The 22,890-nt window shown below is 72.1% G+C and carries 25 protein-coding genes; 15 read left to right on the plus strand and 10 right to left on the minus strand.

Annotated elements, in window-relative coordinates:
• Positions 1-348: 348 nt before the first annotated feature.
• From AB0N90_RS03055 to AB0N90_RS03065, 3 genes are all read left to right on the plus strand, one after another.
• Positions 349-2,067 (plus strand): GAF domain-containing sensor histidine kinase, encoded by a 1,719-nt coding sequence (locus AB0N90_RS03055; RefSeq protein ID WP_365192539.1) that lies wholly within the window; start codon positions 349-351, stop codon positions 2,065-2,067.
• 127 nt (positions 2,068-2,194) lie between these two features.
• Entirely contained in the window at positions 2,195-2,896 is a 702-nt protein-coding gene (locus tag AB0N90_RS03060) for a CBS domain-containing protein (RefSeq protein ID WP_365192541.1), read from the plus strand.
• A 31-nt stretch (positions 2,897-2,927) separates the two neighbouring features.
• Positions 2,928-3,530, plus strand: a complete 603-nt coding sequence (locus AB0N90_RS03065) for a hypothetical protein (protein WP_361679783.1) — start codon at positions 2,928-2,930, stop codon at positions 3,528-3,530.
• A gap of 53 nt (positions 3,531-3,583) precedes the next feature.
• On the opposite strand, the gene AB0N90_RS03070 is transcribed toward AB0N90_RS03065, so the two are convergent.
• Together AB0N90_RS03070 and AB0N90_RS03075 are read right to left on the minus strand one after the other, a co-directional pair.
• Positions 3,584-4,195, minus strand: coding sequence for a CBS domain-containing protein (locus AB0N90_RS03070; protein WP_365192804.1), 612 nt, complete (start codon positions 4,193-4,195; stop codon positions 3,584-3,586).
• 59 nt (positions 4,196-4,254) lie between these two features.
• The gene (locus AB0N90_RS03075; protein WP_361679780.1) at positions 4,255-4,713 is read right to left on the minus strand and encodes a cyclic nucleotide-binding domain-containing protein; all 459 of its coding nucleotides are present in this window, start codon (positions 4,711-4,713) and stop codon (positions 4,255-4,257) included.
• 401 nt (positions 4,714-5,114) lie between these two features.
• On the opposite strand from AB0N90_RS03075, the gene AB0N90_RS03080 reads away from it, so the two are divergent.
• Complete coding sequence (locus tag AB0N90_RS03080; protein ID WP_365192543.1) at positions 5,115-5,408, plus strand: hypothetical protein; 294 nt, start codon at positions 5,115-5,117, stop codon at positions 5,406-5,408.
• Positions 5,409-5,441: 33 nt separating this feature from the next.
• Here AB0N90_RS03080 and AB0N90_RS03085 read toward each other — a convergent pair whose 3' ends face one another.
• The 4 genes from AB0N90_RS03085 to AB0N90_RS03100 are packed head-to-tail and all read right to left on the minus strand — an operon-like array spanning position 5,442 to position 8,143.
• Complete coding sequence (locus AB0N90_RS03085; RefSeq protein WP_365192545.1) at positions 5,442-5,804, minus strand: STAS domain-containing protein; 363 nt, start codon at positions 5,802-5,804, stop codon at positions 5,442-5,444.
• Between the two features lie 58 nt (positions 5,805-5,862).
• Positions 5,863-6,801 (minus strand): ADP-ribosylglycohydrolase family protein, encoded by a 939-nt coding sequence (locus AB0N90_RS03090; RefSeq protein ID WP_365192547.1) that lies wholly within the window; start codon positions 6,799-6,801, stop codon positions 5,863-5,865.
• Between the two features lie 22 nt (positions 6,802-6,823).
• The gene (locus tag AB0N90_RS03095) at positions 6,824-7,759 is read right to left on the minus strand and encodes a M56 family metallopeptidase (RefSeq protein ID WP_365192548.1); all 936 of its coding nucleotides are present in this window, start codon (positions 7,757-7,759) and stop codon (positions 6,824-6,826) included.
• Positions 7,760-7,765: 6 nt separating this feature from the next.
• Complete coding sequence (locus AB0N90_RS03100; protein ID WP_365192550.1) at positions 7,766-8,143, minus strand: BlaI/MecI/CopY family transcriptional regulator; 378 nt, start codon at positions 8,141-8,143, stop codon at positions 7,766-7,768.
• A gap of 158 nt (positions 8,144-8,301) precedes the next feature.
• On the opposite strand from AB0N90_RS03100, the gene AB0N90_RS03105 reads away from it, so the two are divergent.
• The 4 genes from AB0N90_RS03105 to AB0N90_RS03120 all read left to right on the plus strand — a co-directional run bounded on the left by AB0N90_RS03105 (position 8,302) and on the right by AB0N90_RS03120 (position 12,794).
• Positions 8,302-8,886: a TerD family protein gene (locus tag AB0N90_RS03105; RefSeq protein WP_365192552.1), complete on the plus strand. Its 585-nt coding sequence runs from the start codon at positions 8,302-8,304 to the stop codon at positions 8,884-8,886.
• A gap of 101 nt (positions 8,887-8,987) precedes the next feature.
• Positions 8,988-10,208 (plus strand): TerD family protein, encoded by a 1,221-nt coding sequence (locus AB0N90_RS03110; RefSeq protein WP_365192554.1) that lies wholly within the window; start codon positions 8,988-8,990, stop codon positions 10,206-10,208.
• Between the two features lie 188 nt (positions 10,209-10,396).
• On the plus strand, positions 10,397-10,759 hold the full coding sequence (locus tag AB0N90_RS03115) for a metalloregulator ArsR/SmtB family transcription factor (protein WP_361679760.1): 363 nt from the start codon (positions 10,397-10,399) through the stop codon (positions 10,757-10,759).
• A 301-nt stretch (positions 10,760-11,060) separates the two neighbouring features.
• Positions 11,061-12,794 (plus strand): LCP family protein, encoded by a 1,734-nt coding sequence (locus AB0N90_RS03120; protein ID WP_361679757.1) that lies wholly within the window; start codon positions 11,061-11,063, stop codon positions 12,792-12,794.
• Positions 12,795-12,843: 49 nt separating this feature from the next.
• Here AB0N90_RS03120 and AB0N90_RS03125 read toward each other — a convergent pair whose 3' ends face one another.
• Positions 12,844-13,713, minus strand: coding sequence for a class II glutamine amidotransferase (locus AB0N90_RS03125; RefSeq protein WP_365192556.1), 870 nt, complete (start codon positions 13,711-13,713; stop codon positions 12,844-12,846).
• Between the two features lie 235 nt (positions 13,714-13,948).
• Between AB0N90_RS03125 and AB0N90_RS03130 the strand changes: the two genes are divergently transcribed.
• On the plus strand, positions 13,949-14,452 hold the full coding sequence (locus AB0N90_RS03130; RefSeq protein ID WP_365192558.1) for a lamin tail domain-containing protein: 504 nt from the start codon (positions 13,949-13,951) through the stop codon (positions 14,450-14,452).
• 79 nt (positions 14,453-14,531) lie between these two features.
• Here AB0N90_RS03130 and AB0N90_RS03135 read toward each other — a convergent pair whose 3' ends face one another.
• Positions 14,532-15,425: a TIGR01777 family oxidoreductase gene (locus tag AB0N90_RS03135; protein WP_365192560.1), complete on the minus strand. Its 894-nt coding sequence runs from the start codon at positions 15,423-15,425 to the stop codon at positions 14,532-14,534.
• Positions 15,426-15,651: 226 nt separating this feature from the next.
• Here AB0N90_RS03135 and AB0N90_RS03140 point away from each other — a divergent pair, with 226 nt between their 5' ends.
• The 6 genes from AB0N90_RS03140 to AB0N90_RS03165 all read left to right on the plus strand — a co-directional run bounded on the left by AB0N90_RS03140 (position 15,652) and on the right by AB0N90_RS03165 (position 20,707).
• On the plus strand, positions 15,652-16,317 hold the full coding sequence (locus tag AB0N90_RS03140; protein ID WP_361679745.1) for a ScbR family autoregulator-binding transcription factor: 666 nt from the start codon (positions 15,652-15,654) through the stop codon (positions 16,315-16,317).
• Between the two features lie 118 nt (positions 16,318-16,435).
• A complete protein-coding gene (locus AB0N90_RS03145) occupies positions 16,436-17,275 on the plus strand; it encodes a class I SAM-dependent methyltransferase (protein ID WP_365192563.1) in 840 nt (279 codons plus the stop codon).
• A 183-nt stretch (positions 17,276-17,458) separates the two neighbouring features.
• On the plus strand, positions 17,459-19,615 hold the full coding sequence (locus AB0N90_RS03150; RefSeq protein ID WP_361679738.1) for an MMPL family transporter: 2,157 nt from the start codon (positions 17,459-17,461) through the stop codon (positions 19,613-19,615).
• A gap of 144 nt (positions 19,616-19,759) precedes the next feature.
• Positions 19,760-19,948, plus strand: coding sequence for a hypothetical protein (locus AB0N90_RS03155; RefSeq protein WP_365192823.1), 189 nt, complete (start codon positions 19,760-19,762; stop codon positions 19,946-19,948).
• A gap of 35 nt (positions 19,949-19,983) precedes the next feature.
• Positions 19,984-20,472, plus strand: coding sequence for an LmeA family phospholipid-binding protein (locus AB0N90_RS03160; RefSeq protein ID WP_365192806.1), 489 nt, complete (start codon positions 19,984-19,986; stop codon positions 20,470-20,472).
• Positions 20,473-20,530: 58 nt separating this feature from the next.
• Positions 20,531-20,707 carry a hypothetical protein gene (locus tag AB0N90_RS03165; protein ID WP_365192824.1) on the plus strand — a complete coding sequence of 59 codons (177 nt, stop codon included), beginning with the start codon at positions 20,531-20,533 and terminating at the stop codon, positions 20,705-20,707.
• Positions 20,708-20,779: 72 nt separating this feature from the next.
• Here AB0N90_RS03165 and AB0N90_RS03170 read toward each other — a convergent pair whose 3' ends face one another.
• Both AB0N90_RS03170 and ctaD read right to left on the minus strand, forming a co-directional pair.
• The gene (locus AB0N90_RS03170; protein WP_361679732.1) at positions 20,780-21,130 is read right to left on the minus strand and encodes a cytochrome C oxidase subunit I; all 351 of its coding nucleotides are present in this window, start codon (positions 21,128-21,130) and stop codon (positions 20,780-20,782) included.
• The gene (gene ctaD, locus AB0N90_RS03175) at positions 21,127-22,815 is read right to left on the minus strand and encodes a cytochrome c oxidase subunit I (RefSeq protein ID WP_361679729.1); all 1,689 of its coding nucleotides are present in this window, start codon (positions 22,813-22,815) and stop codon (positions 21,127-21,129) included. Before ctaD ends, AB0N90_RS03170 begins: the two co-directional genes overlap by 4 nt.
• Between the last annotated feature and the right edge of the window lie 75 nt (positions 22,816-22,890).

The raw sequence follows: 22,890 nt of genomic DNA on the forward strand, positions 1-22,890 counted from the left end.
TTCTTCGCGGTGCGCGGCCGACGGCGGGCAGAGGGCGGGCAGGAGTCCATGGGGTGCTTCCCGCACGGACCGGGGTTGCTCTTGCACGGAAGGGAGCGGCACCGCGGGGGATCGGTGCCGCTCCTGATGACACTCTCGCCCAGGTCGTACGACGCTCAACAGTGCCGTTCGGACCCGCGCCGGGGGCCGTACGGCCCCGCCCGCATGCCGGGGCACATGCCCCCGGCATGCCGAGGGTCACAGGACGCCGAAGCGACGGCCGCGTATCCCTCTCCTGCTCCGAGCGGCTACCGTGTCCTTCGGAACCCGTCGGTTCGAGGCATGGGCTGATGGGAAGTGGAGGGCGTGGTGACCGGAACGGAGGAGCCCGGCGTGCGGCTGCCGCAGCTGAAGCTGGACGAGCTGCTGGAGGAACTGCAGGCCAGGATCGACGCGGCCCGCGGAACCCGGGACCGGGTGCACAGCCTGCTGGAGGCGGTCCTCTCCGTCGGCCGCGAGCTGGAGCTGGAACAGGCCCTGCACTCCATCGTGGAGGCCGCGGCGGCGCTGGTGGACGCGGAGTACGCGGCGCTGGGCGTCATCGGCCCGGACGGCACGACCCTCGCCGCCTTCCACACCGTCGGCCTGTCCGAGGAGCGGATCACCGAGATCGGCCCCTACCCGGAGGGCCACGGCATCCTGGGCGAGCTGATCCGCCACCCGGAGCCGCTGCGCCTGCCGAAGCTCTCCGCCCACCCTTCCTCATACGGCTTCCCGCCCGGGCACCCGCCGATGAACACCTTCCTCGGCGTCCCGATCCGCGTCCGCGACCAGGTCTTCGGCAATCTGTACCTCACCGAGAAGCGCGGCGGTGTCGACTTCGACGAGGAGGACGAGTCGGTCCTCGCCACCCTCGCCGTCGCCGCGGGCGTCGCCATCGACAACGCCCGCCTCTACGAGGACTCCCGGCTGCGCGAACGCTGGCTGCTCGCCAACGCCGAGATCAGCCACAGCCTGATGTCCGGCAGCGAACGCGCCGAGGCCCTGGACCTGATCGCCGAACGCGCCCGCGAGATCACCGGCTCGGCGCTCGCCGCCGTCGCGATGCCGATGCCGGACACGGAGGCGCTCGGCGTGGAGATCGCCGTCGGCGCCCAGTCCGACGCCCACCGCGGCCTCGTACTGCCCCTGGACCGCAGCCTGATGGGCCTGGCCTTCACCGCCGCCGCGCCGGTCACCAGCGACGACGTCGCCCATGACGACCGCGTCAGCCAGGACCCGCCGCGCTTCGACGGCCTCGGCCCCGCCGTCGCCGTCCCGATCGGCACCGGCGAGGGCGGCGCCCGCGGTGTACTGCTGCTGGCCCGCGAGGGCGACCGGTCGGCGTTCTCCGACAAGGAGACCGAGATGCTGCGGAGCTTCGCCGCGCAGGCGGCGATCGCCATGGAACTCGCCGAGCGCCGGCAGGCCGCCCAGCAGATCGCGCTCCTGGAGGACCGCGACCGTATCGCCCGGGACCTCCACGACCTGGCCATCCAGCGGCTGTTCGCCACCGGCATGACCCTCCAGAGCGCGGGCCGCTTCATCGAGCATCCGGAGGCGTCCGAGCGGGTCCTGCGCGCCGTGGACGACCTGGACGAGACCATAAAGATCATCCGCTCGACCATCTTCGGGCTGCGCGCCCGTGAGGGCGCCGCGGCGAGCGGGCTGCGCGCCCGCGTGGTCCGGGTGGCAGGCGAGGCCGCCCCGGTGCTGGGCTTCGCGCCCAGCGTGCGCATGGAGGGCCTGGTCGACACCGATGTACCGGGCGAGATCGCCGACCATGTGGTCGCCGTGCTCTCCGAGGCCCTCACCAACATCGCCCGGCACGCCCACGCCGACCGCGCCGAGGTGCTGCTCGCCGCCGACGGCCACGAGGTGCGCCTGCGGGTCCGTGACAACGGCGTCGGCATCCCCTCCGGCGGCCGCCGCAGCGGGCTGCGCAACATGGCGGAACGCGCCGAGCGGCTCGGCGGCCGGCTCGACGTGGGGAAAACCGAAGGGGGCGGGGCCACACTGGAGTGGCGGGTCCCGCTGCCCGCCTCGTAACCCCGGGGATCCCCCGGGGCGCGGGTCCGGTGGGCACCCGGTCGGGCCCGGTCGGCCCATGACAGCGGCCGGGCGGCGGCCACAGGCTGAAGGTGCGGCCCGGTATCCAGAGCCCCTGGAGGAAGCCATGGACGGCACTCCGAACACCGTGGACGACGTGATGACCCGCAGGGTGCTCGCCCTGCGCACCGGCGCGGGCTTCAAGGACATCGTGGCGGCCATGCGCGAGTGGCGGGTCGGCGCGGTGCCCGTGCTGGACGACGCGGGACACGTGGTCGGCGTCGTCTCCGAGGCGGATCTGCTGCCCAAGGAGGAGTACCGCGACAGCGACCTCGACCGGTACGGCAGGATGCGCCACCTCGCCGAGCTGGCCAAGGCCGGGGCGGCGAGCGCGGAGGCGCTGATGTCCACCCCGGCGGTCACCGTGGCCCCGGACGCCACTCTCGGCCACGCCGCGCGCGTCATGGCCCGTGCCCGCGTCAAGCAGCTCCCGGTGGTGGATCCCGAGGGCACCTTGCTGGGCATCGTGAGCCGTTCCGACCTGCTGAAGGTGTTCCTGCGCGGCGACGCGGAGATCGCCGACGAGGTCAACAGCGACGTCGTCGCCCGGCTCTTCGGCGCTGAAGCGGCCGGGATCCGGGTGGAGGTGCACGATGGTGTCGTGACGCTCAGCGGCCGGGTCCGGGAGACCGCGCTCGTACCGCTCGCCGGGCGCCTCGCGCGGGCCGTGCCCGGCGTGGTGGACGTGCGGTGCGCGCTGGCCGGGCCGCCGCGCCACCCGGATCTGGACCCGGACCTGCCGGACGCCGAGTCGGCCCGCACCCGCTGAGGGGCCGTCGGCGCGAGAGGAGGCGGTGACGATGACACGGACACCTGCCACGACGGTCAGGCCGGTACGGCTGTGGCGGTGGCGGCGCAATCCGCTGCGGCGGCACAGCGATGTCGTCGAGGCCTGGATCGTCCTCGCCACCTGGGTGCTCGTCCTCGTCTGCGGCGTCGTCGCCGGTCTTCTCGCGGCCCAGGCGTCCGCCGCGTCCTACGCCGCCCGGCTCGCCCAGGTGCACCCCGTCACGGCAGTGCTCACCGACCCGGCCGCCGCGACCCCGGCCGCCGGCACCGGCTACGACGACGGGCGGGTGTGGGCGCCGGTGCGCTGGACCGACGCGGACGGCTCGGTGCACACCGACCGTGCGAAGGTCGCGTCCGGCGCCCCCGCCGGGAGCAGCGTCACGGTCTGGACGAACCACGCCGACCATGTGGTCGCGCCGCCGGTCACCGGCGCCTCCGCCGACCTCCAGGCGGCCCTCACCGGTGTCCTCGTCGGCCCGTCGGCCGGTGCGGCCCTGTGGTGCGCGGGCTGGCTGGTCCGGGGCCGGCTGATCCGGCGCAGGATGGCCGAGTGGGACGAGGAGTGGAAGCAGATAGGGCCGCGCTGGGGGAACTTCAGCGGCGGCCGCGGCTGAACTGCTCGGCCTCTTGGCGAGCCTCTCCGGAAGGCATGCTCAAGACGGCGTGCTCAGCCCTCCGCCAGATAACAGTCCACGCCCACGACGCCCTCCACACCCCGCACCATGCGCACCGCGAGCGGGATCCGCGTGCCGTCCGTGACCTTCCCGGTCAGCGTCACGACCCCGTCGACCACCACGACATGCAAGGGCTCGACCGGCGCCGGGAACAGCACGTCCAGCACCTCGCGCCGGATCTCGTCGGCCAGTTCACGGTCGTCGCGCAGGAACACCTTGAGCAGGTCGCCCCGGCTGACCACGCCCTCCAGCACCCCCTCCGCGGTCACCACCGGCAGCCGCTTGACGCGCTTGAGGGCCATGATGCGCGCCGCCTCGGCGAGCGTGGCGTCGGCGTGCACGGTGACGGCCGGCGTGCTCATCAGGTCCTCCGCGGTCAGCCCGCCCGCCTTGGCCAGGTCGCCCAGCCGGCGCCGCTGGGTCAGCCGGTCCGGGTCGCTGTCCCGGAACTCCTCCTTGGGCAGCAGATCCGCCTCGGAGACCACGCCGACCACCCGGCCGTCACCCTCCAGGACCGGCAGGGCGCTGACGTTCCACTGCTCCATCCGCGCCACGATGTCCTTGAACAGGGCCGTACGCCCCACCGCCACCGCGGCGCGCGTCATCACATCGCCGACCCGGCTCGGGCCCCCGGCATTGGCCTGTTCGGCGGGCTGCCGGGCGGTCACTCGGCGCTCCCGCTGCCGTAGGGCGCGTAGAGGTCGAGCAGCCGGATCCGGGAGGCGTGCAGCCGCTGGGCGACCACGCGGCCGACCCAGAGCGCGATCGCCCGCCCGAACTCCGGGTCCTCCTCGCACAGCGCGAGCACGGGGGCGGCGTCGAACTCCCAGGCCCGCACCGGGCTCATCGCCTCGGCGCCCAGCTGCCAGATGTGCGGCGGGAAGTGCCAGGACCAGCCGACCAGTTCGCCGTGCCCGAGGGTCTCGATGACGGCGGGCCGGCGGCCGGGTACACGCAGGTCGAGGGCGATCGTGCCGGTGCGCACGATCCAGAAGCGGTCGGCGCGCCGCCCCTCCTCGAACAGCCGGGTGCCGGCCTCGAAGGAGACCTCGCGGGCGAGGCTCATCAGCCGATCGCGCCGCACGGGGTCGAGCGCCGTGGTCATGGTGGTGGCGGAGGTCATCGCACCGGCTCCCTTCCTGAGGTGGTGATCCCAGCGTGGGTGCGTACGCCCGGCGCCGCCACAGGTCGCCCGGACCCGGGCGAGGGCCTTTCGGCCTACGGGCGGGGGCGAGCCGGGACGTGAAGGGCGGGAAGGGCCACCCGCTTCTCGCGGATCCGGATTGCGCGGTGCACGGCTCCCGGCCGCTTCTCCGCGTCTCAACGGCTCTTCCCGCCACTACCAGCACACCACGAGAACCGCCGGTTCACCAGTGCCGCCCCGCCCCGGGGCGCTTCGACACGAGGGCCGTACGGCCCCAGCCGTATCCCGCCCCGATGGCGCACCATAGAGGACAAGCGTATGGGGATATAAACACGCAAACCCGTCATGGGGGCGTGGAGCGGAGAAGAGAGGCTGAGAGCATGGTCTTCGCATCTTGGACCACCCCCGGGGTCTTCACCGGCCGGGGCGGCGCCCGCACCGTGGAGGCGGGCGTCCTCACCGGCGACCTGACCGTCCACACCACCTGGGACGGCCGCAAGGCCGATGTGGCGGTGCAGTACAGCGGCACATCGGCGTGGTTCACGCTCAGCGGCAGCCCGGTGCCCTGCCGCTCCGAGCGCGCCAGCCGGGACCTGCACCAGGAGGTCGTCGAGTCGATCAGGGCGGGCGCCGAGGCCACCGTGCCCCAGTTCCATCAGACCGCCAGCTCGTAGCGTCGTACCCGTACACCGGCACGGTCGGCCGGGTCAGGGCTCCAGTGCCGCGGCCACGCTCGGGTAGCAGTGGATCAGGCCGGTGAGCCCGACGATCTCCAGGGTGCGCAGCACGGGTCTGCGCACCCCGGCCAGGCGCAGCCAGCCGGCCGGTGCGTGGGCCTGGTGGGCGGCGATGAGGACGTTGATGCCGCTGGAGTCCATGAACCCCACTCCGGCGAGGTCGGCGACCGTGCGCGGGGTGTCCGTGGTGGCCGCGGGCATCAGGGCGCGCCGCAGCACACCGGCCGTCCGGTGGTCGACCTCGCCGGTCACCGTGACGACGACGGCCCCGTCCAGCGGCGCCCGGCCGACCGCCAGCCCGCCCGGCTCCAGTGGTTCGTCGATGCTCGCCATGTCCGTCACCCGCACCTCGGCCCTGTTCGAAGGTTCCGCCGGCTCCCTGCCCGGCCGCTCACCGGCCACCTGCCCCGATTTCCCCGGACGATGCCGCACCGGCGCCGCCCGGCAGGGGCTCCCGGCGCTCCAGCCAGGCGCGCGGTACGGCCGTCACACCGGTGCGCGCCGCCACGATGCCCCCGGCGATGGCACAGGTCGTGTCCACGTCGCCGAACCCCTCGGCCGTGGTCCACAGGGCGGACACCAGGTCGCCGGGATGGCGGGCGGCGCACCACACGGCGAACGGCACGGTGTCGTCGGCACGGATCCGCTGCCCGTTGCCGAGCAGGTCCGAGGCGCGCCAGGGCTCGGTGGCGAAGGGCACCTCGGCGGCGCGGGCCAGCCCCTCCCGGACCGTGCCGTCCGGGGTCAGGGCCGCCACCTCGGCGACGGTCAGCGTGCCGCGTGCGGACAGCGCGGCCGCGACCGCCACGGCGACGGCTCCGGCGATGCCCTCGGGATGGGCGTGGGTGACCTCCGCCGAGCGCCTCGCCTGTGCGACGACCCGGGGGAGGCTGCCGTGGAAGAACGCGCCGAGCGGCGCCACCCGCATCGCCGCGCCGTTGCCGAGGCTGCCCTCGCCGCCGAACAGCTCGCGTGCGAACTCCTGCCAGCGGTCCGGAAGTTCGAGCAGGCGCGGCAGCAACTGGTGCATGCCGTGGCCGTATCCCCGGGCGGGATCGGCGTCGTAGCCGAGCGCGAAGGACAGGGCCAGTTCGCGCGGGCGGATCTCGCCGTGCTCGTCCAAAACCCGGAGCACGGCGAGGGCCATCGCGGTGTCGTCGGTCCAGTGCCAGGGCGTCTCCTCGGGGGCCTGCCGGGCGTGTATCTCCCGCAGGGCCCGGCGGGGTTCGCGAAAGAGCGGGAACCAGCGTTCGCCGAAGGCGTCGCCGAGCGCCAGGCCCTCCAGGCTGCGGCGGGCGGCGGCACGGTCCGTGGTCGCGGTGACGGTCATGTCCCCGATTCTGCCCGGCGACTCACAGCGGTGTGGCGGCGTGCAGCAGAAACGCCAGGGTGAGCGCGGAGTTGGCCGAGAACATCGCGGACAGGGCGGCCCCGGTGGCCGCGGTCCACACCGCGAGACCGGCCGCCGTGAACAGGGACGGCCAGGCGCGGGCGGCGGGTTCGGGGCCGAGGAGGGCCGCGACCCGGCGGGGGAGCGGCCCCGGCGCGGCGAGCGCGGGCAGCGTCGGCGAGGGGGCGGGCGCGGTGGCGGCCAGCGCCGCCCGGCCGATCGCGCGGGCCACCACCCGGCGGCTGCCCACGGCCCGCGCGGCCTCCTCGTCCGCCCAGCGCTCCGCCGTGTACGCCACCGCGGTGCGCAGCGGCAGCAGGAACGGGTTGGCGCAGGCGGCGAGTTGGACCAGCAGCAGATGGCGGTGGTGCCGGGCGGCGAGATGGGCCCGTTCGTGCGCGAACAGCGCGCGGCGCTCCCGCGCGGCCAGCGACCCGAGCATCCCCCTGGACACCACGATCCGGTCCCGCCGCCCGCCCGGCAGCGCGTAGGCGTACGGCGCCGCGTCCGGCAGCACGGCCACCTCGGTGCCCGGTAACCCGGCGAGCGCCCGGTGGGCCCGCCGCCGTACCCGTACATGACGCGCCAGGGTGCGGCAGCCCGCGGCGAGGACCGCCAGCAGCGCGGGGATCGCGGCCTTGCCCGCGATCTCGTGCCGGGGCACGCTCTCGCGCACCTCCGGGTCGGACCAGCCGTCCGGCAGCGGATTGCCGGGCAGTTGGGCGGTGCCGACCACCATCAGCAGGGCCAGGCACACCGTGCTGCACAGCGCCAGCACGGTGGAGACCGACGTCAGCAGCACGGTCGCGGTGCGCGGATGCAGCCGCTGCTCGGCCAGCCGGGCGATCGGCCAGGCGGTCAGCGGCAGGACCAGGGGCAGGAAGACGAAGATTCCCATGTGCGCTCAGCCGTCGCCGGATTCCAGCAGCTCGCGCAGCAGCCGCTCGTCGCCCTCGGGCAGCGCGGTGATGAAGCTGGCCAGCACCGCGTGCCGGTCCTGCTCGCCGTCTAGGACCCGGCGCATCTTCAGCGCGGCCAGGCCCGCCTCGTCCGCGGCCGGCAGCCAGACGAAGGAGCGCCCCTCACGCCTGCGGGTGACGGCCTTCTTCGCCAGCAGCCGGCCCAGGACCGTCATCACCGTCGTATAGGCGAGCCCGGCGGCCAGATGGTCGCGCACCCAGCCCGCGGTCACCGGACCACCGGCCTCGTGCAGCGCCCCGAGCACCCGTGTCTCCAACGCCCCCTGCGCCCTGCGCCGACGGTGCGCGTCCGGCTCCGCCACCCGCGTTCTCCCTTCCTGCCTGCCGACTGTGTGCCTCAACCCCTCGTGCCGAAGGAGCGTCACATCGTACAGAGCGGACCTGCGGCGGCTTTCTTCTACAGTGTTGTAGATTCGCACCGGCGAACCGGTGAGGGCGACGAGAGCAAGGGGGCGGACCCGTGTCGGTCAACCTGAGCAAGGGTCAGCGGATCAGTCTGGACAAGGCGGACGGCGGCGCGCTGGACGCCGTACGGATGGGCCTGGGCTGGCGGGCCGCGCCACGCAAGGGGTTCCTGGCCAAGCTGGCCGGCACCCGGGAGATCGACCTGGACGCCTCCGCGCTGCTGTTCGCCGGCGGGCAGCTCGCGGACGTGGTCTTCTTCCGCCATCTGGCCAGCGACGACGGCTCGGTACGGCACCTCGGCGACAACCTCGTCGGCGGCGCGGGCGCCGGGAGCGACGACGAGGTCATCCTGGTGGACCTGGCGCGGGTGCCGGGCCATGTCGACCAGATCGTGTTCACCGTCAACTCGTTCACCGGGCAGACCTTCGGCGAGGTGCAGGACGCCTTCTGCCGGCTGGTCGACGAGCGCACCGGCGCGGAACTCGCCCGCTACACCCTCAGCGGCGGCGGCGCGTACACGGCGCAGATCATGGCCAAGCTCCATCGCACCGGCACCGGCTGGCAGTTGCAGGCCCTCGGCGCACCGGCCTCGGGCCGCACCTTCCAGGACCTGCTGCCCGCGATCACCGCGCACCTGTGACCCTTCTTGATCAAATCATTGCGCGCGCGGGGAACCGGTGACGGGCGGAACACGTTGATCATCATGGACGCGGATTCCCGCGGTGTCTCTGGAGGACAGGCATGAGCACGACCCTGACCAAGGGCGGCAATGTGTCGCTGAGCAGACAGGCCCCCGGCCTGACTGCCGTGACGGTCGGGCTGGGTTGGCAGGCCGAGGACGGCTATGAGCCGGACGGCAGCGCGCTGTTGTGCGACGCCTCGGGCCGGGTGCTCTCCGATGAGCACTTCGTCTTCTTCAACAACCCGAGCAGCCCCGACGGTTCGGTCCGCCATGACGGCCAGGGCCGCCCCGTCGGCGAGGACGACCAGCGGATCAGGATCGACCTCACCCGGCTCCCGGACGCCGTGGAGAAGGTCGTCTTCCCGGTCTCCCTGTACGACGCGGCGGGCCGCGGTCACACCTTCGGACAGGTGCGGCGTGCCCATATCCGCGTCCTCGACCAGGACGGCGACACCGAACTGGCCCGTTATGAGGTGACCGGTGGCGCCCTCGCGCACGAGACGGCGCTGGTCCTCGGCGAGCTGTACCGGCACGGCGCGCAGTGGAAGTTCCGCGCGGTGGGCCAGGGTTACGCCTCCGGGCTCGCGGGCATCGCGGGCGACTACGGGGTGACGGTGCTGGGGGAGGCGGCGGCGCCCGAACCGGCCCCGCACAAGGCCCCGGCGCCGCCCGAACCGGCTCCGCACAAGCCTTCGGCGGCGCCCGAACCGATGCCCCACCAGGCATCGGCTCCGGCTCCGGCCCCGCCCGTCGCCCCGCTGCCGCCCGCGCCGCCACCGGCATCCGTGCCGATGCCGGTGCCGCACACCCCCGCGTCCGCCGTGTCCCCGCATCCCACCGGGAGTTCCCCCATGACCTGTTTCTTCGACCCCAACCACGGCCCCGGTGTGACGACCGTGACCTGGTCCCCGCAGTGGGGCGTGCCCCGGCCCGTCCAGACCTGCGGCGGCTGCGCCCAGCGGGTGCAGACCACGGTGCCGCCCTTCTACACCCCGCCCCAGCAGGGCTACCCCCAGCCGGTGGCACCGGGCTACCCGCAGCAGGGCTACCCCCAGGGCTATCCCCAACAGGGCTATCCGCAGCAGGGCTACGGGCAGCCGTACGACGACCGCTCGCACGAGTACCACCACCACGACCACGAAGAGCGGGGCGGCGGCCGCCGGTTCGGCACCGGCGCGCTGATCGGCGCCGGCGCGGCCGGACTCATCGGCGGCGCGCTGCTGAACGAGGCGTTCGACGACGACGAACCGGACGTCGTCAACAACTTCTACGAGGACTGACGCCGAGTCCTACGGGGACTCCTACAGGGACCGGCGTCCGCCCCGAGCGCCGTGCGCCGCCCGCGCACGGCGCGCCTTCGTCCCCGCGGCGGTCCGGCCCCGGCCTCGGACCGCCGCCGGGACCGGACGCCTACACTGGGTCGGCGCATATGCGTCGGCTGTGCTGAGGGCGGGGACGGGAGAGGATCGTGACGGACAACGCCGGGGGCTACGACGATCCGCCCGCCGAGGTGCTGACCGAGGCCGCCGCCGCGTTCGGACTGCTCGCCTCCTCCGCCCGGCTCCATCTGATGTGGGCCCTGTCCCAGGGTGAGAGCGATGTCACGCACCTCGCCGACCGGGTGGGCGGCGCCCTGCCCGCGGTCAGCCAGCACCTCGCCAAGCTGAAGCTCGCCGGACTCGTCCGCTCCCGCCGCGAGGGAAGGCGGCAGGTCTACTACATCGACGATCCGGACGTGGTGACCCTCGTGCGTGTGATGGTCGGCCAGCTGACCGCCCGCACCCGGCAGACCGCCGCCCCCGTTCGCCGGCTGCACGGGATCGGCGGCTGAGCGTCACCGGCCCTCCCGGCCACCGGGCACCCGGCCCAGGTAAGAGCGCTCGCCTGTACGCTCCGCTCACAGACGGGGCGCGTAGACTCCGGCTGCCGTACCACCCCGCCCAGGGACCGCCGGTGCGATGAGGTGCCTCACCTGTGAATCTCGTGTGCATCCCTGCTGTTCCGGGTCATTTGTTTGTTAGATTGCGCAACTACGCAATCGAGGTGGGGCGGCATGTCACCGCCTCGTACACCACCGCGCATGCCAGGCCGTAGCGTCGACGGCCCGGCCCGACCGTTCAGGGGAGTGGGAGATGAGCGACCCGTGGGACGGGCCGGCCGGCCAGACCACGCGCCGCCGTGACCGGCGGGTGCCCGGCCAGCGGGCCCCCGAGCCGGGGGCGGCACATGCCGAGGCGGCTCCTTCCGAGGCCCGCCCCCAGGGCGGCCGGGCCGCGGCCCGCGAGGCCGCCCGCTCCCGCGGCGGAAAGCGCGCCCGCAGGGGCAGGGCCCGCCCGGTGCCCCGCGCCAAGCGCGTGCTGAAGATCGCCGCGATATCGCTCTCGACGCTCATCGTGGTCACCGCCGGCGCCGGCTGGTGGTTCTACGACCATCTCAACGGCAACATCCACAGCCTCTCCCTGGACGGCAAGGGCGGCACCGAGAAGCCCGACGCCTTCGGCCGGACCCCGATCAACATCCTGGTGATGGGTTCGGACGGGCGGACCAACGCGGCGGACTGCAAGCTCGGCGGCGGCTGCTCCAAGACCGGGGTGCAGACCGGCAGCAACGCGGACGTGGAAATGGTCGTGCACATATCCGCCGACCGCTCCAACGCCACCGTGATGAGCATCCCGCGCGACACCATGACGCAGGTACCGGGCTGCAAGAACCCCGAGAACGGCCAGTCCACCCCGGGCTACTTCGGCCAGATCAACAGCGCCCTCCAGTACGGCCCCGCCTGCCAGGTGGAGACAGTCCACCAGCTCACCGGCATCACCATCGACCACTTCGTCAAGCTCGACTTCTCCGGCGTGGTCAAGATGTCCGACGCGGTCGGCGGCGTCCCGGTGTGCGTCAGCGACAACGTGTACGACACCTACTCGCACCTGAAGCTGTCCAAGGGCACCCACACCCTCAAGGGCGTCGCGGCCCTGGAGTTCGTGCGCTCCCGGCACGGTTTCGGCGACGGCAGCGACCTGGGCCGTACGGTCTCCCAGCACATCTTCCTCAGCTCGATGATCCGCAAGTTCAAGAGCGCGGGCACCCTCACCGACCCCGGCGCGGTCTACGACCTCGCGGACGCCGCCACCAAGGCGCTCACCGTGGACGACGGCCTCGACACGGTGAAGAAGCTGATCGGGCTCGCCTCGGACGTGAACAAGGTCCCCACCAAGCGGATGACCTTCACGACCATGCAGACGGCGGCCGACCCGGCCAACGACAACCGCGTGGTGGTGGGCCCCGGCGCCAAGACGCTCTTCGCCACCATCGCGGGCGACCAGTCCCTGACCACCGGGTCCGGCGGCAAGAGCGCGGCGGCCTCCGCCACCAAGAAGGCCACCACCCCGAGCGTGCCCGCCGCGCAGATCGCCGTGACGGTGGAGAACGGCACCGCGGTCACCGGCCGTGCCTCCGCCATCGCCACCGCGCTCACCGACCAGGGCTTCAGCTCCGGTACCACCACGGCCAACGCGCCGAGCCCGTCGGCGACGACCACGCTCACCTACGGCGACGGGCAGAAGGGCGAGGCCCAGACGGTCGCCAAGGCGCTCGGACTGTCCGGCTCGCACCTCAAGCAGGGCACCGGCACCGGCCTGACCCTGGTCATCGGCGGCGACTGGGCCTCCGGCACCACCTTCCCCGGCGGTTCCGCCGGGGCCGCCGACACCAAGACGGCGGTCTCCAACGCCCATGCCTCCACGGCCGACCAGGCCAAGGCGTGCGCCAAGGTCAGCCCGTACAAGACCGTCACCCTCAACGGGATCTCCATGACGCCGTCCGAGGCGTACGCGGAGGCCAGGAACAAGCCGGACTCGGACTCCTGACCCCGGACTCCTTACCCCTGACTCCTGGCCCCCGGCTCCTGGCCCGCCGTCAGGAGGGCCGCTGCGAGGCCGCCGCGTCGGGGCGCAGATCGGCGAGGGTGAGCGGATGCGCCGGCGGATCGGGCAGCGCGATGCGGGACGTGACACCGAGGTCGCGGCTCACGCGCAGCAGTTCGCCGGGCGCCAGCAGCCGCCAGTGCGCGCTCTCGTCCATGGGCTCGCTGGCCACGACGACCGACGACAGCTCGGCCAGTCCCGCCGAGTGCACCCGCAGCCGCCCGTGCCGCCCGGTGTGGTCCAGATGACGTGAGCCGTGATGGCCGCCCGCGGGCCGCTCCAGGACGTACAGCTCATGGGTGTCCGGGTAGCGCAGCGCCCACAGTTCGTCGGCCGTGACGAGGATGACGTTCAGCGCGAACAGCGGCAGATTCCCGGCGACCCAGCGGGCCGCCGTCACGAGTCCCGCGGACAGATCACCGCCGTTCGCCTCGGTCTCCCGGGTGACGAGGGCGAAGAACCGCTCGGAGTCGGTGTCCCCGTGCACCAGGGCGCGGTCCTCGCCCAGATGACGGTCGAGCAGATCGAGCCCCTCGATCACCCCGTTGTGCGCGAACAGCCGCCCGCGCTGCTCGAAGGGGTGCGTGTTGCGCACGTCCAGGCCGCCCGTCGAGGCGTACCGGATGTGCGCGAGGAAGGTGGCCGACTCCACCTCCCGGGCCTCCTCGGCGAAGGCCCGGTCCGCATAGGCGGCGATCGGCGCCTTGTGCACCTCGGGTGAGCCGTCGGCCGCGTAGTACCCGAGGCCGGTGCCGTCCGGCTCGCGGTGGCTCTGCGCGCTGAGGCTGTCGGGCGCCTCCAGCAGCCAGAAGGTGGCACGGGTGCGCCGGGGAGCGCTGGTCAGCCCGAACAGACGGCACACGGGATCCTCCGAGGAGACGGCGTCTTCCGAACAAAAGGTCAATCCGTTCATACCCCAGGCAAACGGAAGATACCGCTAAGAGGGAGCAAGAGTCATGGGAACCTGAAGGAACCGCAATGCATCTCGTTTTCCACACGGAATCCCCTCGAAGCGCTGCACAGTGTGGGGGTGCGGTCACCCGGCCGTCACCAGCACTACGCACCATGCACAGCACCATGTACAAAGGGGGACCTCTGTGTCCGTTTCTGTTCTCACGACCGTCCGTCGGCTGACCGCCGCCACCGCCGTGGCGGCGGCCGTCGTCGGCGCCGCCGCGCTGCCCGCCGCGGCCGCCGGCCACCACTCGGGCCGCTCGCACGGCGTGGTGTACATCAGCAATGTGCGGTACGACAGCACGGGCCGGGGGGCCCGTACCAACGTCGCGCTGAACCAGCAGTGGGTGGCCGTCACCAACGACTCGCGCAAGGCGGTGAACCTCAACGGCTGGTCCCTGTCGGACGCCGCCGGGCACACCTTCACCTTCCACCACTACTCCCTCGGCGCCCGCGCCACGGTCCGCGTCCACACCGGCGTCGGCCGTGACACCAGGTCCGACCTGTACCAGGACCGCCGCTCCCAGGTCTGGGACAAGTCGGACACCGCCAAGCTGCGCAACGACCGCGGGCGCCTCGTCGACCAGATCTCCTGGAACCAGCACCGCGCCACGGGCCACCCGCGCCAGGGCGGCGGCCGCCACTGAACCATGACCGGCTGAGGTGAACGGTGCGGGCGGTGCGCGGCTCCCTGAGCGGCGCACCGCCCGTCGGTGTGACGGCGGTTCAGAGCACGGACCCCAGGGCCTGTTCGAAGGTGGGGTGGCGGAAGGCGAAGCCCGCCTTCGTCAGCGCCGCCGGGACCGCGCGGGTGCTGCAGGTGAGGGTCGTCGCGAACTCCCCGAGCGCGGCGCGGAGCGCGAAGGCGGGGGCGGGGACGACGGCCGGGCGGTGCAGCAGACGGGCCATCACCTGGGTGACCTCACGTTCCGGCAGGGGCTCGGGGGCCGTGAAGTTGACCGGCCCCGACAACGCGTGGTCGTCGAGGGCGAACCGCAGCGCCGCGATGTGGTCGGTCAGCGAGACGAACGGCCAGTACTGCTCCCCGGATCCGATCCGCCCGCCCAGCCCCAGCCGGAACAGCGGCATCATCCTCCCGAACGCCCCGCCCTCGCCCGCGACCACCAGCCCGGTCCGCGGATGCACCACCCGGATCCCCGCCTCCCGGGCCGGATCGGCCGCGGCCTCCCAGTCGGCGCAGACGGACGCCAGGAAGTCGTCCCCGGGCGGCGCGCTCTCGTCCACGATCCGCCCGCCCGTGTCCCCGTAGTAGCCGGTCGCCGACGCCGACACGAGCACCCGCGGCGGCGCGTCGGCACCGGCGCACGCCCGCGCGATCGCCCGGGTCCCGCGCACCCTGCTCTCCCGGATCTCCCGCTTGTACGACGCGCTCCACCGCCGGTCCCCGACCCCGGCCCCGGCCAGATGCACCACCGCGTCCACGCCCGCGAGCCGCGGTCCGTCCCCGGCCGGATCCCAGCTCGCCGCCTCGCTGCCGTCCCCCGGATCGCGGTCCGCCCCCTCCCGGACGAGCCTGACGACCTGATGCCCGTCCCTCATGAGGGAACGGACGAGGGCGGAACCGATGAGCCCATGGGACCCGGTGATCGCGACGCGCATGACGTCCTCCTGGGACGGCGAGATGGTGCGGTGTCTCACCGGATTCAAACCCGGACCGACCCGGTTCGCGGCGCACGCCATGGGTTTTCCCGCGCGCCTTTTTGAACCCCGTGTCCCCGTCGCGCCCCCGGTGTCCCGGTTTCCCCAACGGCCCGCACAGACCCGGTGGTAGAGAGGCTGTGGGGTAGGGTACGGATTGGTTTAACGTTCAGCTTGAGGAGGGTTCATGGCTCAGCAGGAGCGAGCTGTGCGGACCCGACGGGCTGTACTGGAGGCCGCCGCCGGGGTGTTCGCCGAGCGCGGCTATGCCGCGGCGACCATCGCCGAGATACTGAACCGGGCCGGTGTCACCAAGGGTGCGCTCTATTTCCATTTCGACTCCAAGGCGGCCCTCGCCCGGGGTGTGCTGGAGGAGCGGATCTCGGCCGAGTACCACGTCCCCCGGGAGCTGAAGCTCCAGGAGTGGGTGGACGCGGGGATGACCCTGGCCGACCGGCTGCCGCGGGAGCCCCTGCTGCTCGCCGCGGTCCGGCTCTCGGCCGACCTCCAGGGGCGGGACGTCTTCGGCAGCGCCTGGCCGGCCTGGGCCGAACTCACCGCGTCACTGCTGGCGGAGGCCAGGGCCAGGGACGAGGTGCTGCCGCATGTGGTGCCCGAGGAGACCGCGCAGGTCTTCCTCGGGGCCTGGATAGGGGTGCAGTTCGTCTCGCAGGCCGTCGCCGACTGGGCCGATCTGGACCAGCGGATGTCGGCGCTCTTCGGCCATCTGCTCCCCGCCATCGCCGCCCCCTCCGTCCTCGTCCGCCTCGACACCGCCCCGGACCGCGGCGCGCGGGTGATCGCGGAGGCCCGGCGCCGGTCACGGGCCGCGCTCGCCGGCGCCTCCAGCTGAAACGTCACGGCTCCGGGTCGCCCGCCCGTCGACCGGTACCCCCCCTGCGACGCCTGCGGCCCGAGCCGCTTCACCTGACCGCCTTCACCCCGACCGCCCCCGCAGGAAAGGCCGTCACATGACCTGGGAGTGGGACGAGACCCTGTTCGCCGGAGCGGCCGAGCACTACGAGCGCGGCAGGCTGCCGTACGCCCCGGGCCTGGTGCCCCTGCTCGCCGGGGAGCTGTCCGCCGACGGCCGGGGCCGGCTGCTCGACGTGGGCTGCGGTCCGGGCACCGTCACCGTCCCGCTGGCCGCCCTGTTCCGGGAGGCCGTCGGCATCGATCCCGACCCGGGGATGATCCGCGCGGCCGAACACCGGGCCACCGCCGCGGGAGTGGCCCGGCGGATCCGCTGGGCACGGCTGCGCGCCGAGGAACTCCCGGCCGGGCTCGGCCTGTTCGACGCTGTCCTCTTCGCGCAGTCCTTCCACTGGACCGACCGCGCCCGGGTGGCCCGCACCGTCCGTGCGATGCTTCGGCCCGGCGGCGCGCTGGTACACCTCGCCGACCTCAAGGGCGAGCGCCGGACGGCCGGGGGATCGCCGTACCCCGCCGTGCCCCACGAGAGCATCGGCGCGCTGGTCAAGGAGTACCTCGGGCCCGTCCGTCGCGCGGGCCGCGGGGTGCTGCCCCAGGGCACTCCAGGGGACGAGGCCCGGATCCTGGCGGAGGCGGGATTCGGCGGCCCCGAGCGCCATGTCGTGCCCGGCGGTGAGGTGTTGGAGCGCGGCACCGACGACGTGGTCGCCTGGACCTTCTCGCACTCCTTCGCGGCCCCGCACCTCTTCGGTGCCCGCCTGGACTCCTTCGAGACGGAGCTGCGCGGGCTGCTCGCGGAGGCCTCCCCGGCGGGGCGTTTCGCCGAGCGGGCCCCCAGTACCGAGGTGTTCATCTGGCGGAATTCCGGACCGGTTTGATCCGCTTGAGGCGCGGTACAGGCCACGAGATATCCGGTGCGAAAAACATATCGTCGGTCACTACGATGTGATCCCTCAGACAACCATTCGACCGGCTCGTCGGACTGAGCCGGTCGGGGTCGCCGATGCCAGGGACCGCTCCCCGGGCTGCGGTGATCTTCCTGTACAGGAGGACCCTCCCGCATGTTCCGACGTATTGGCGCTGCCGTCGTCCGGCATCCGGTCTGGACGATCGTGGCATGGCTGATCGCCGCGGTGGCGATCGTCGCCACCGCCCCAGGCCTGCCCTCCAACAGTGACGAGAGCAGTTTTCTGCCCAAGAGTTACGAGTCGATCCAAGCCGCGAATCTCCAGCAGAAGGCGTTCCCCAGCGCCTTCACCCCGTCCGCGATCGCGCTCTACCAGCGCACCGACGGCGGCCGGCTGACCGCCGCCGACCAGAAGGACATCGCCCGGATCACCACCGAACTGGGCGAGAAGAAGATCGATCAGGTACAGAAGGTGGTCCCCGGCCCGCCGTCGAAGGACGGCAGGTACTCCCTGACCCTGGTCCAGATGGACAGCAAGAACGCCGGCCAGCCCAAACAGGCCGACGCCGCCAAGGCGTTGCGCGCCGACATCAAGCAACTGGCCAGGGGCACCCACCTCGACGTCCGGCTGGGCGGCTCCGCCGCACAGGCCCTCGACCAGCAGGACTCCTCCAAACGCGGTCAGGCGCTGATCGGCATCGGCACCTTCGTCATCATCCTGGTGACGCTGCTGATCATCTTCCGGGCGCCGATCCTGGCCGTCCTGCCGCTGGTCCTCATCGGCCTGGTCTCGGCCGTCGCCAACGGGCTGATCGCCTACGCCACCAAGCTGTTCGGCCTCCAGGCCAACAGCTCGATCTCGTCCATCCTGATCGTGGTGCTCTTCGGCGTGGGCACGGACTACTTCCTGTTCCTGATGTTCCGCTACCGCGAGCGCCTCAGGGCCGGTGACGAGTCCAAGGAGGCCATGATCAACGCGGTGGGCCGGGTCGGCGAGGCCATCGCCTCGGCGGCCGGCGCGGTCATCATCGCCTTCCTCGCGCTGGTCCTGTCCACCCTCGGCTTCCTCAAGCAGATGGGCCCCGCACTCGCCATCGCGGTCGCCGCCACCCTGGTCGCGGGCCTCACCCTGATCCCGGCCGTGGTCTCCCTGATCGGCCCCAAGGTCTTCTGGCCCTCCAAGTCCTGGCAGAAGGAGCCGGAGAACGCCCGGTTCGCCGCGCTCGGCCGTGCGGTGCGCCGCCGCCCCGCGCTGGCCGCCGTCGCCTCCGGCCTGGTCCTGCTCGCGCTGTCGGCCGGCACGCTCGGCTACAAGGCCACCTTCGACCTGGCCTCGGGCTCGATGCCCAAGACCCAGGAGTCCATGGTCGTCCAGGACCGGATGCAGAAGGCGTACTCCGCGGGCGCCGCCGCGCCCACCGACGTCTACCTCTCCAGCACCGACGGCAAGCCGCTCGACAAGAGCGGATTCACCGGGTACGCGCACAAGCTCGGCACGGTCGAGGGTGTCGCGAGCGCCCGGATGAGCCAGCTCAACAAGGACGGCACCACCGCGGACTTCACCGTCACCCTCAAGTACGAGGCGTCCACGGACCAGGCGATCGACGCCGTGCAGCGGGTGCGCGACACCGCCCACGCGGACGCCCCCGCCGGCACGAAGGCACTGGTCGGCGGCATGTCCTCGATCTACAAGGACATCGACACGGCGGTCAACCACGACTACCGCACGGTGTTCCCGGTCGCCGCCCTCCTCATCATGGTGATCCTCGGCCTGCTGCTGCGCAGTGTCGTGGCGCCCTGGTACCTGATGGCCTCGGTCGGCCTCGGCTTCGGCGCCACCCTCGGCGCCACCGTGTGGATCTTCCAGAAGGGGGAGGGGCACTCCGGCCTGATGTTCATGCTCCCGGTGATCATGTACCTCTTCGTGGTCGCCATCGGCACGGACTACAACATCCTCATGATCGCCCGGCTGCGGGAGGAGGCCCGCGAGGGCCGCGATCCGCGCGAGGCGGCGGGCCAGGCCCTGCGGCACGCCGGACCGACCGTGGCCGCGGCCGGCTTCATCCTGGCGGCGACCTTCGCCACGATGATGCTGGCCGGCAACGCGCTGCTCACCGAGATGGGCTTCGCGGTCTCCTTCGGCATCGCGATCGCCGCGTTCGTCATGGCGATGTTCTTCACGCCGAGCCTCACCGCGCTCATCGGCCACGCGGCCTGGTGGCCGGGCCACGGCGACCGGGCGGCGGAAACGCCCGGTGTCGTCCCCGCGCGGCCCGCGGACGACCGTGACCCGGCGGGCCACGGCCGCTGACACCGGGCACCGCTCCACGGGGGCGCACCAGGGCATCGGCCCCGGTGCGCCCCCGCTGCGTCCGGTGGTCCGCGCGTGGTGCATGATCAGGGGCGCACGCGGGGAGCGTGCGCATCAACTCCACGCAGCACAGGGGGAATTGGGATGAGACGAAGATGGGTGAAGGTGCTGGCGATCACGGTCGTGGTGCTGGCCGTCCTGTTCACCGTCGCCGACCGGGTCGCCGTGCACTACGCGGACAAGGAGGCCGCCCGGCTCGCCGAGCAGAAGTACGGCTACGGCAACTCCACCGACAGCAGCATCGATGTGTCGGTCAGGGCTTCCCCTTCCTGACCCAGGCGTTCGCCCAGGACTTCGACCATGTCGCCCTGACGGCGAAGAACTTCACCGTCGACACCACGAGCAACACGCAGGGCGGCTATCTCGATGTCGAGCGGCTCCGACTCGACCTGCACGGCGTGACGGTGACCTCGCTGACCGCGCGCAGCGCCGAGGCGAACCTCGTCACCGGCACGCTGACCCTGTCGTACGACCAACTGTCCGGTGTACTCAGCCGGTTGGCCGGTAGCGGTGGTCCGGTCAAGGTGGCGCAGGCGCCGGGCTCGGACGGCCAGGCGGCACGGGTCAGGATCAGCGGCACCGTGGGCGGCCGGCAGGCCGACGGAACGGGCACACTGCTCGCCCAGGGCAACGAGATCTCCCTCAGCACGCCCGGTGCCGAACAGCCCGCCGCCACCTGGCGCGTCGAACTCCCGGAGAACGTCGGCTTCAGCGCCGCCCGCGCCACCCCGGACGGCGTCCGGATCGACATGATCGGCCATCTGGTGAACCTGGGCACCTCACGCTTCTCCCGCTGACCGGCGATACGCGTGACCGCGCCGAGGCCGGACAGCCGATTGTCCCGGGAATCCGTCGTTGGACGTCGGCACCGGCGCCCTGGCCATGGTCCTGACCGACGCCCCGATCGCCGGGCTCGGCATCAGCGACCCCCGTACCTGGTCCCCGGCCGACTGGACCTCGGACGCCCTCCCGCACCTGGCCTACGGCCTGGTCACCTACGGGCTGATCAGCGTGGCCCACCGGCACAACTGACCGCCGATGTGCGAGGCAGCCGCCCCCTCGAGGAGCGGCTGCCTCGAACGAAACGCGAAGAACCGAAGAACCTCAGAGAAGCAGCAGCAGCGTCACCGCCGCCACCAGCCCCGCGCACACGCCCAGCGTCCAGCCCACGCACCGCCGCCGCAGCTCCCGGTACCTGTTCTCGTACTCGGCGCGCAGCGAGGTGCAGCGGGCGGCGATGCGCTCCAGGTCCTTCCTGGCACGGCGCAGGGCGTCCTCGACGTAACTCTGCTCGATCTCGGTGCGCTGGGCGGTCGTCAGCCAGTCCATGGGACGGACGAACTCCTGGGCGCGCTGCTCGGCCTCCGCGATACGGGCCTGCCAGAGCAGGTACCCCTCCACCTCGTTGCTCAGTTCCCCCTCGGTGGCCCCCTGCCGCAGACTCGGGTCGCTCATACCGCGCCGTGCGCCTCGGCCTCGGACAGCGCGATGTCCGGGTGGTGCAGGTCGAACGCCGGGGCCTCACTGCGGACCCGGGGCAGGGTCAGGAAGTTGTGGCGCGGCGGCGGGCAGGAGGTCGCCCACTCCAGCGAGCGGCCGTAGCCCCAGGGGTCGTCCACACCGACCGGCACCCCGAACCGCGCCGTCTTCCAGACGTTGTAGAGGAACGGCAGCATCGACAGGCCCAGCAGGAACGAGCCGATCGAGGAGACCGTGTTCAGGGCGGTGAACCCGTCGGCGGCCAGATAGTCGGCGTAACGGCGGGGCATGCCCTCGGCGCCCAGCCAGTGCTGCACCAGGAACGTGGTGTGGAAGCCGACGAACAGCGTCCAGAAGGTGATCTTGCCGAGGCGTTCGTCCAGCATCTTGCCGGTGAACTTGGGCCACCAGAAGTGGAATCCGGCGAACATGGCGAACACGACCGTACCGAAGACCACGTAGTGGAAGTGGGCCACCACGAAGTACGAGTCGGACACATGGAAGTCCATCGGCGGCGAGGCCAGGATGACACCGGTCAGACCGCCGAAGAGGAACGTGACGAGGAAGCCCGCCGACCAGAGCATCGGTGTCTCGAAGGACAGCGAGCCCTTCCACATGGTGCCGATCCAGTTGAAGAACTTCACGCCCGTCGGCACCGCGATCAGGAAGGTCATGAAGGAGAAGAAGGGGAGCAGCACACCGCCGGTGACGTACATGTGGTGCGCCCACACGGTGATGGACAGGCCCGCGATGGAGATCGTCGCGGCGATCAGGCCCATGTAACCGAACATGGGCTTGCGGGCGAAGACCGGGATGATCTCGGAGACGATGCCGAAGAACGGCAGCGCGATGATGTACACCTCGGGATGGCCGAAGAACCAGAAGAGGTGCTGCCACAGCAGGGCGCCGCCATTGGCCGGGTCGAAGACATGGGCCCCGAACTTGCGGTCGGCCTCGACGGCGAACAGCGCGGCGGCCAGGACGGGGAAGGCCAGCAGGACCAGCACGGCGGTCAGCAGCACGTTCCACACGAAGATCGGCATACGGAACATCGTCATGCCCGGAGCGCGCATGCAGATGATCGTGGCGATGAAGTTGACCGAGCCGAGGATCGTCCCGAAACCGGAGAAGGCCAGACCCATGAGCCACAGGTCGGAGCCGACATTGGGCGAGAACACCTCGCTGTGCAGGGGCGCATAGGAGAACCAGCCGAAGTCGGCCGCGCCGTCCGGAGTGAGGAAGCCGCCCACCGCGATGAGCGAGCCGAGCAGGTACAGCCAGTAGGCGAACATGTTCAGCCGCGGGAAGGCGACATCGGGGGCGCCGATCTGCAGCGGCATGATCCAGTTGGTGAATCCGGCGAACAGCGGTGTCGCGAACATCAGCAGCATCACGGTGCCGTGCATCGTGAACAGCTGGTTGAACTGCTCCTTGGAGACGATCTGGAGCCCCGGGCGGGCCAGCTCGGCGCGCATGATGAGGGCCATGAGGCCGCCGATCATGAAGAACGCGAACGACGTCGCCAGGTACAGCGTGCCGATCGTCTTGTGATCGGTGGTCGTCAGCCACTTCACCACGACATTGCCGGGCTGCTTGCGCCGCACCGGCACCTCGGTGTCGTAGGTGTCGGCCGGCCCCTTGGGCTCGTTCAGAATGCTCACAGCTGGTACGCCTCCCGGCGCTCGCAGGTTCGCCGACGTCAGTCATCCGACATCCTCGCGGCACCGGGTCGGCCG

This window comes from Streptomyces sp. NPDC093018, assembly GCF_040684035.1.
GTDB lineage: Bacteria > Actinomycetota > Actinomycetes > Streptomycetales > Streptomycetaceae > Streptomyces > Streptomyces murinus.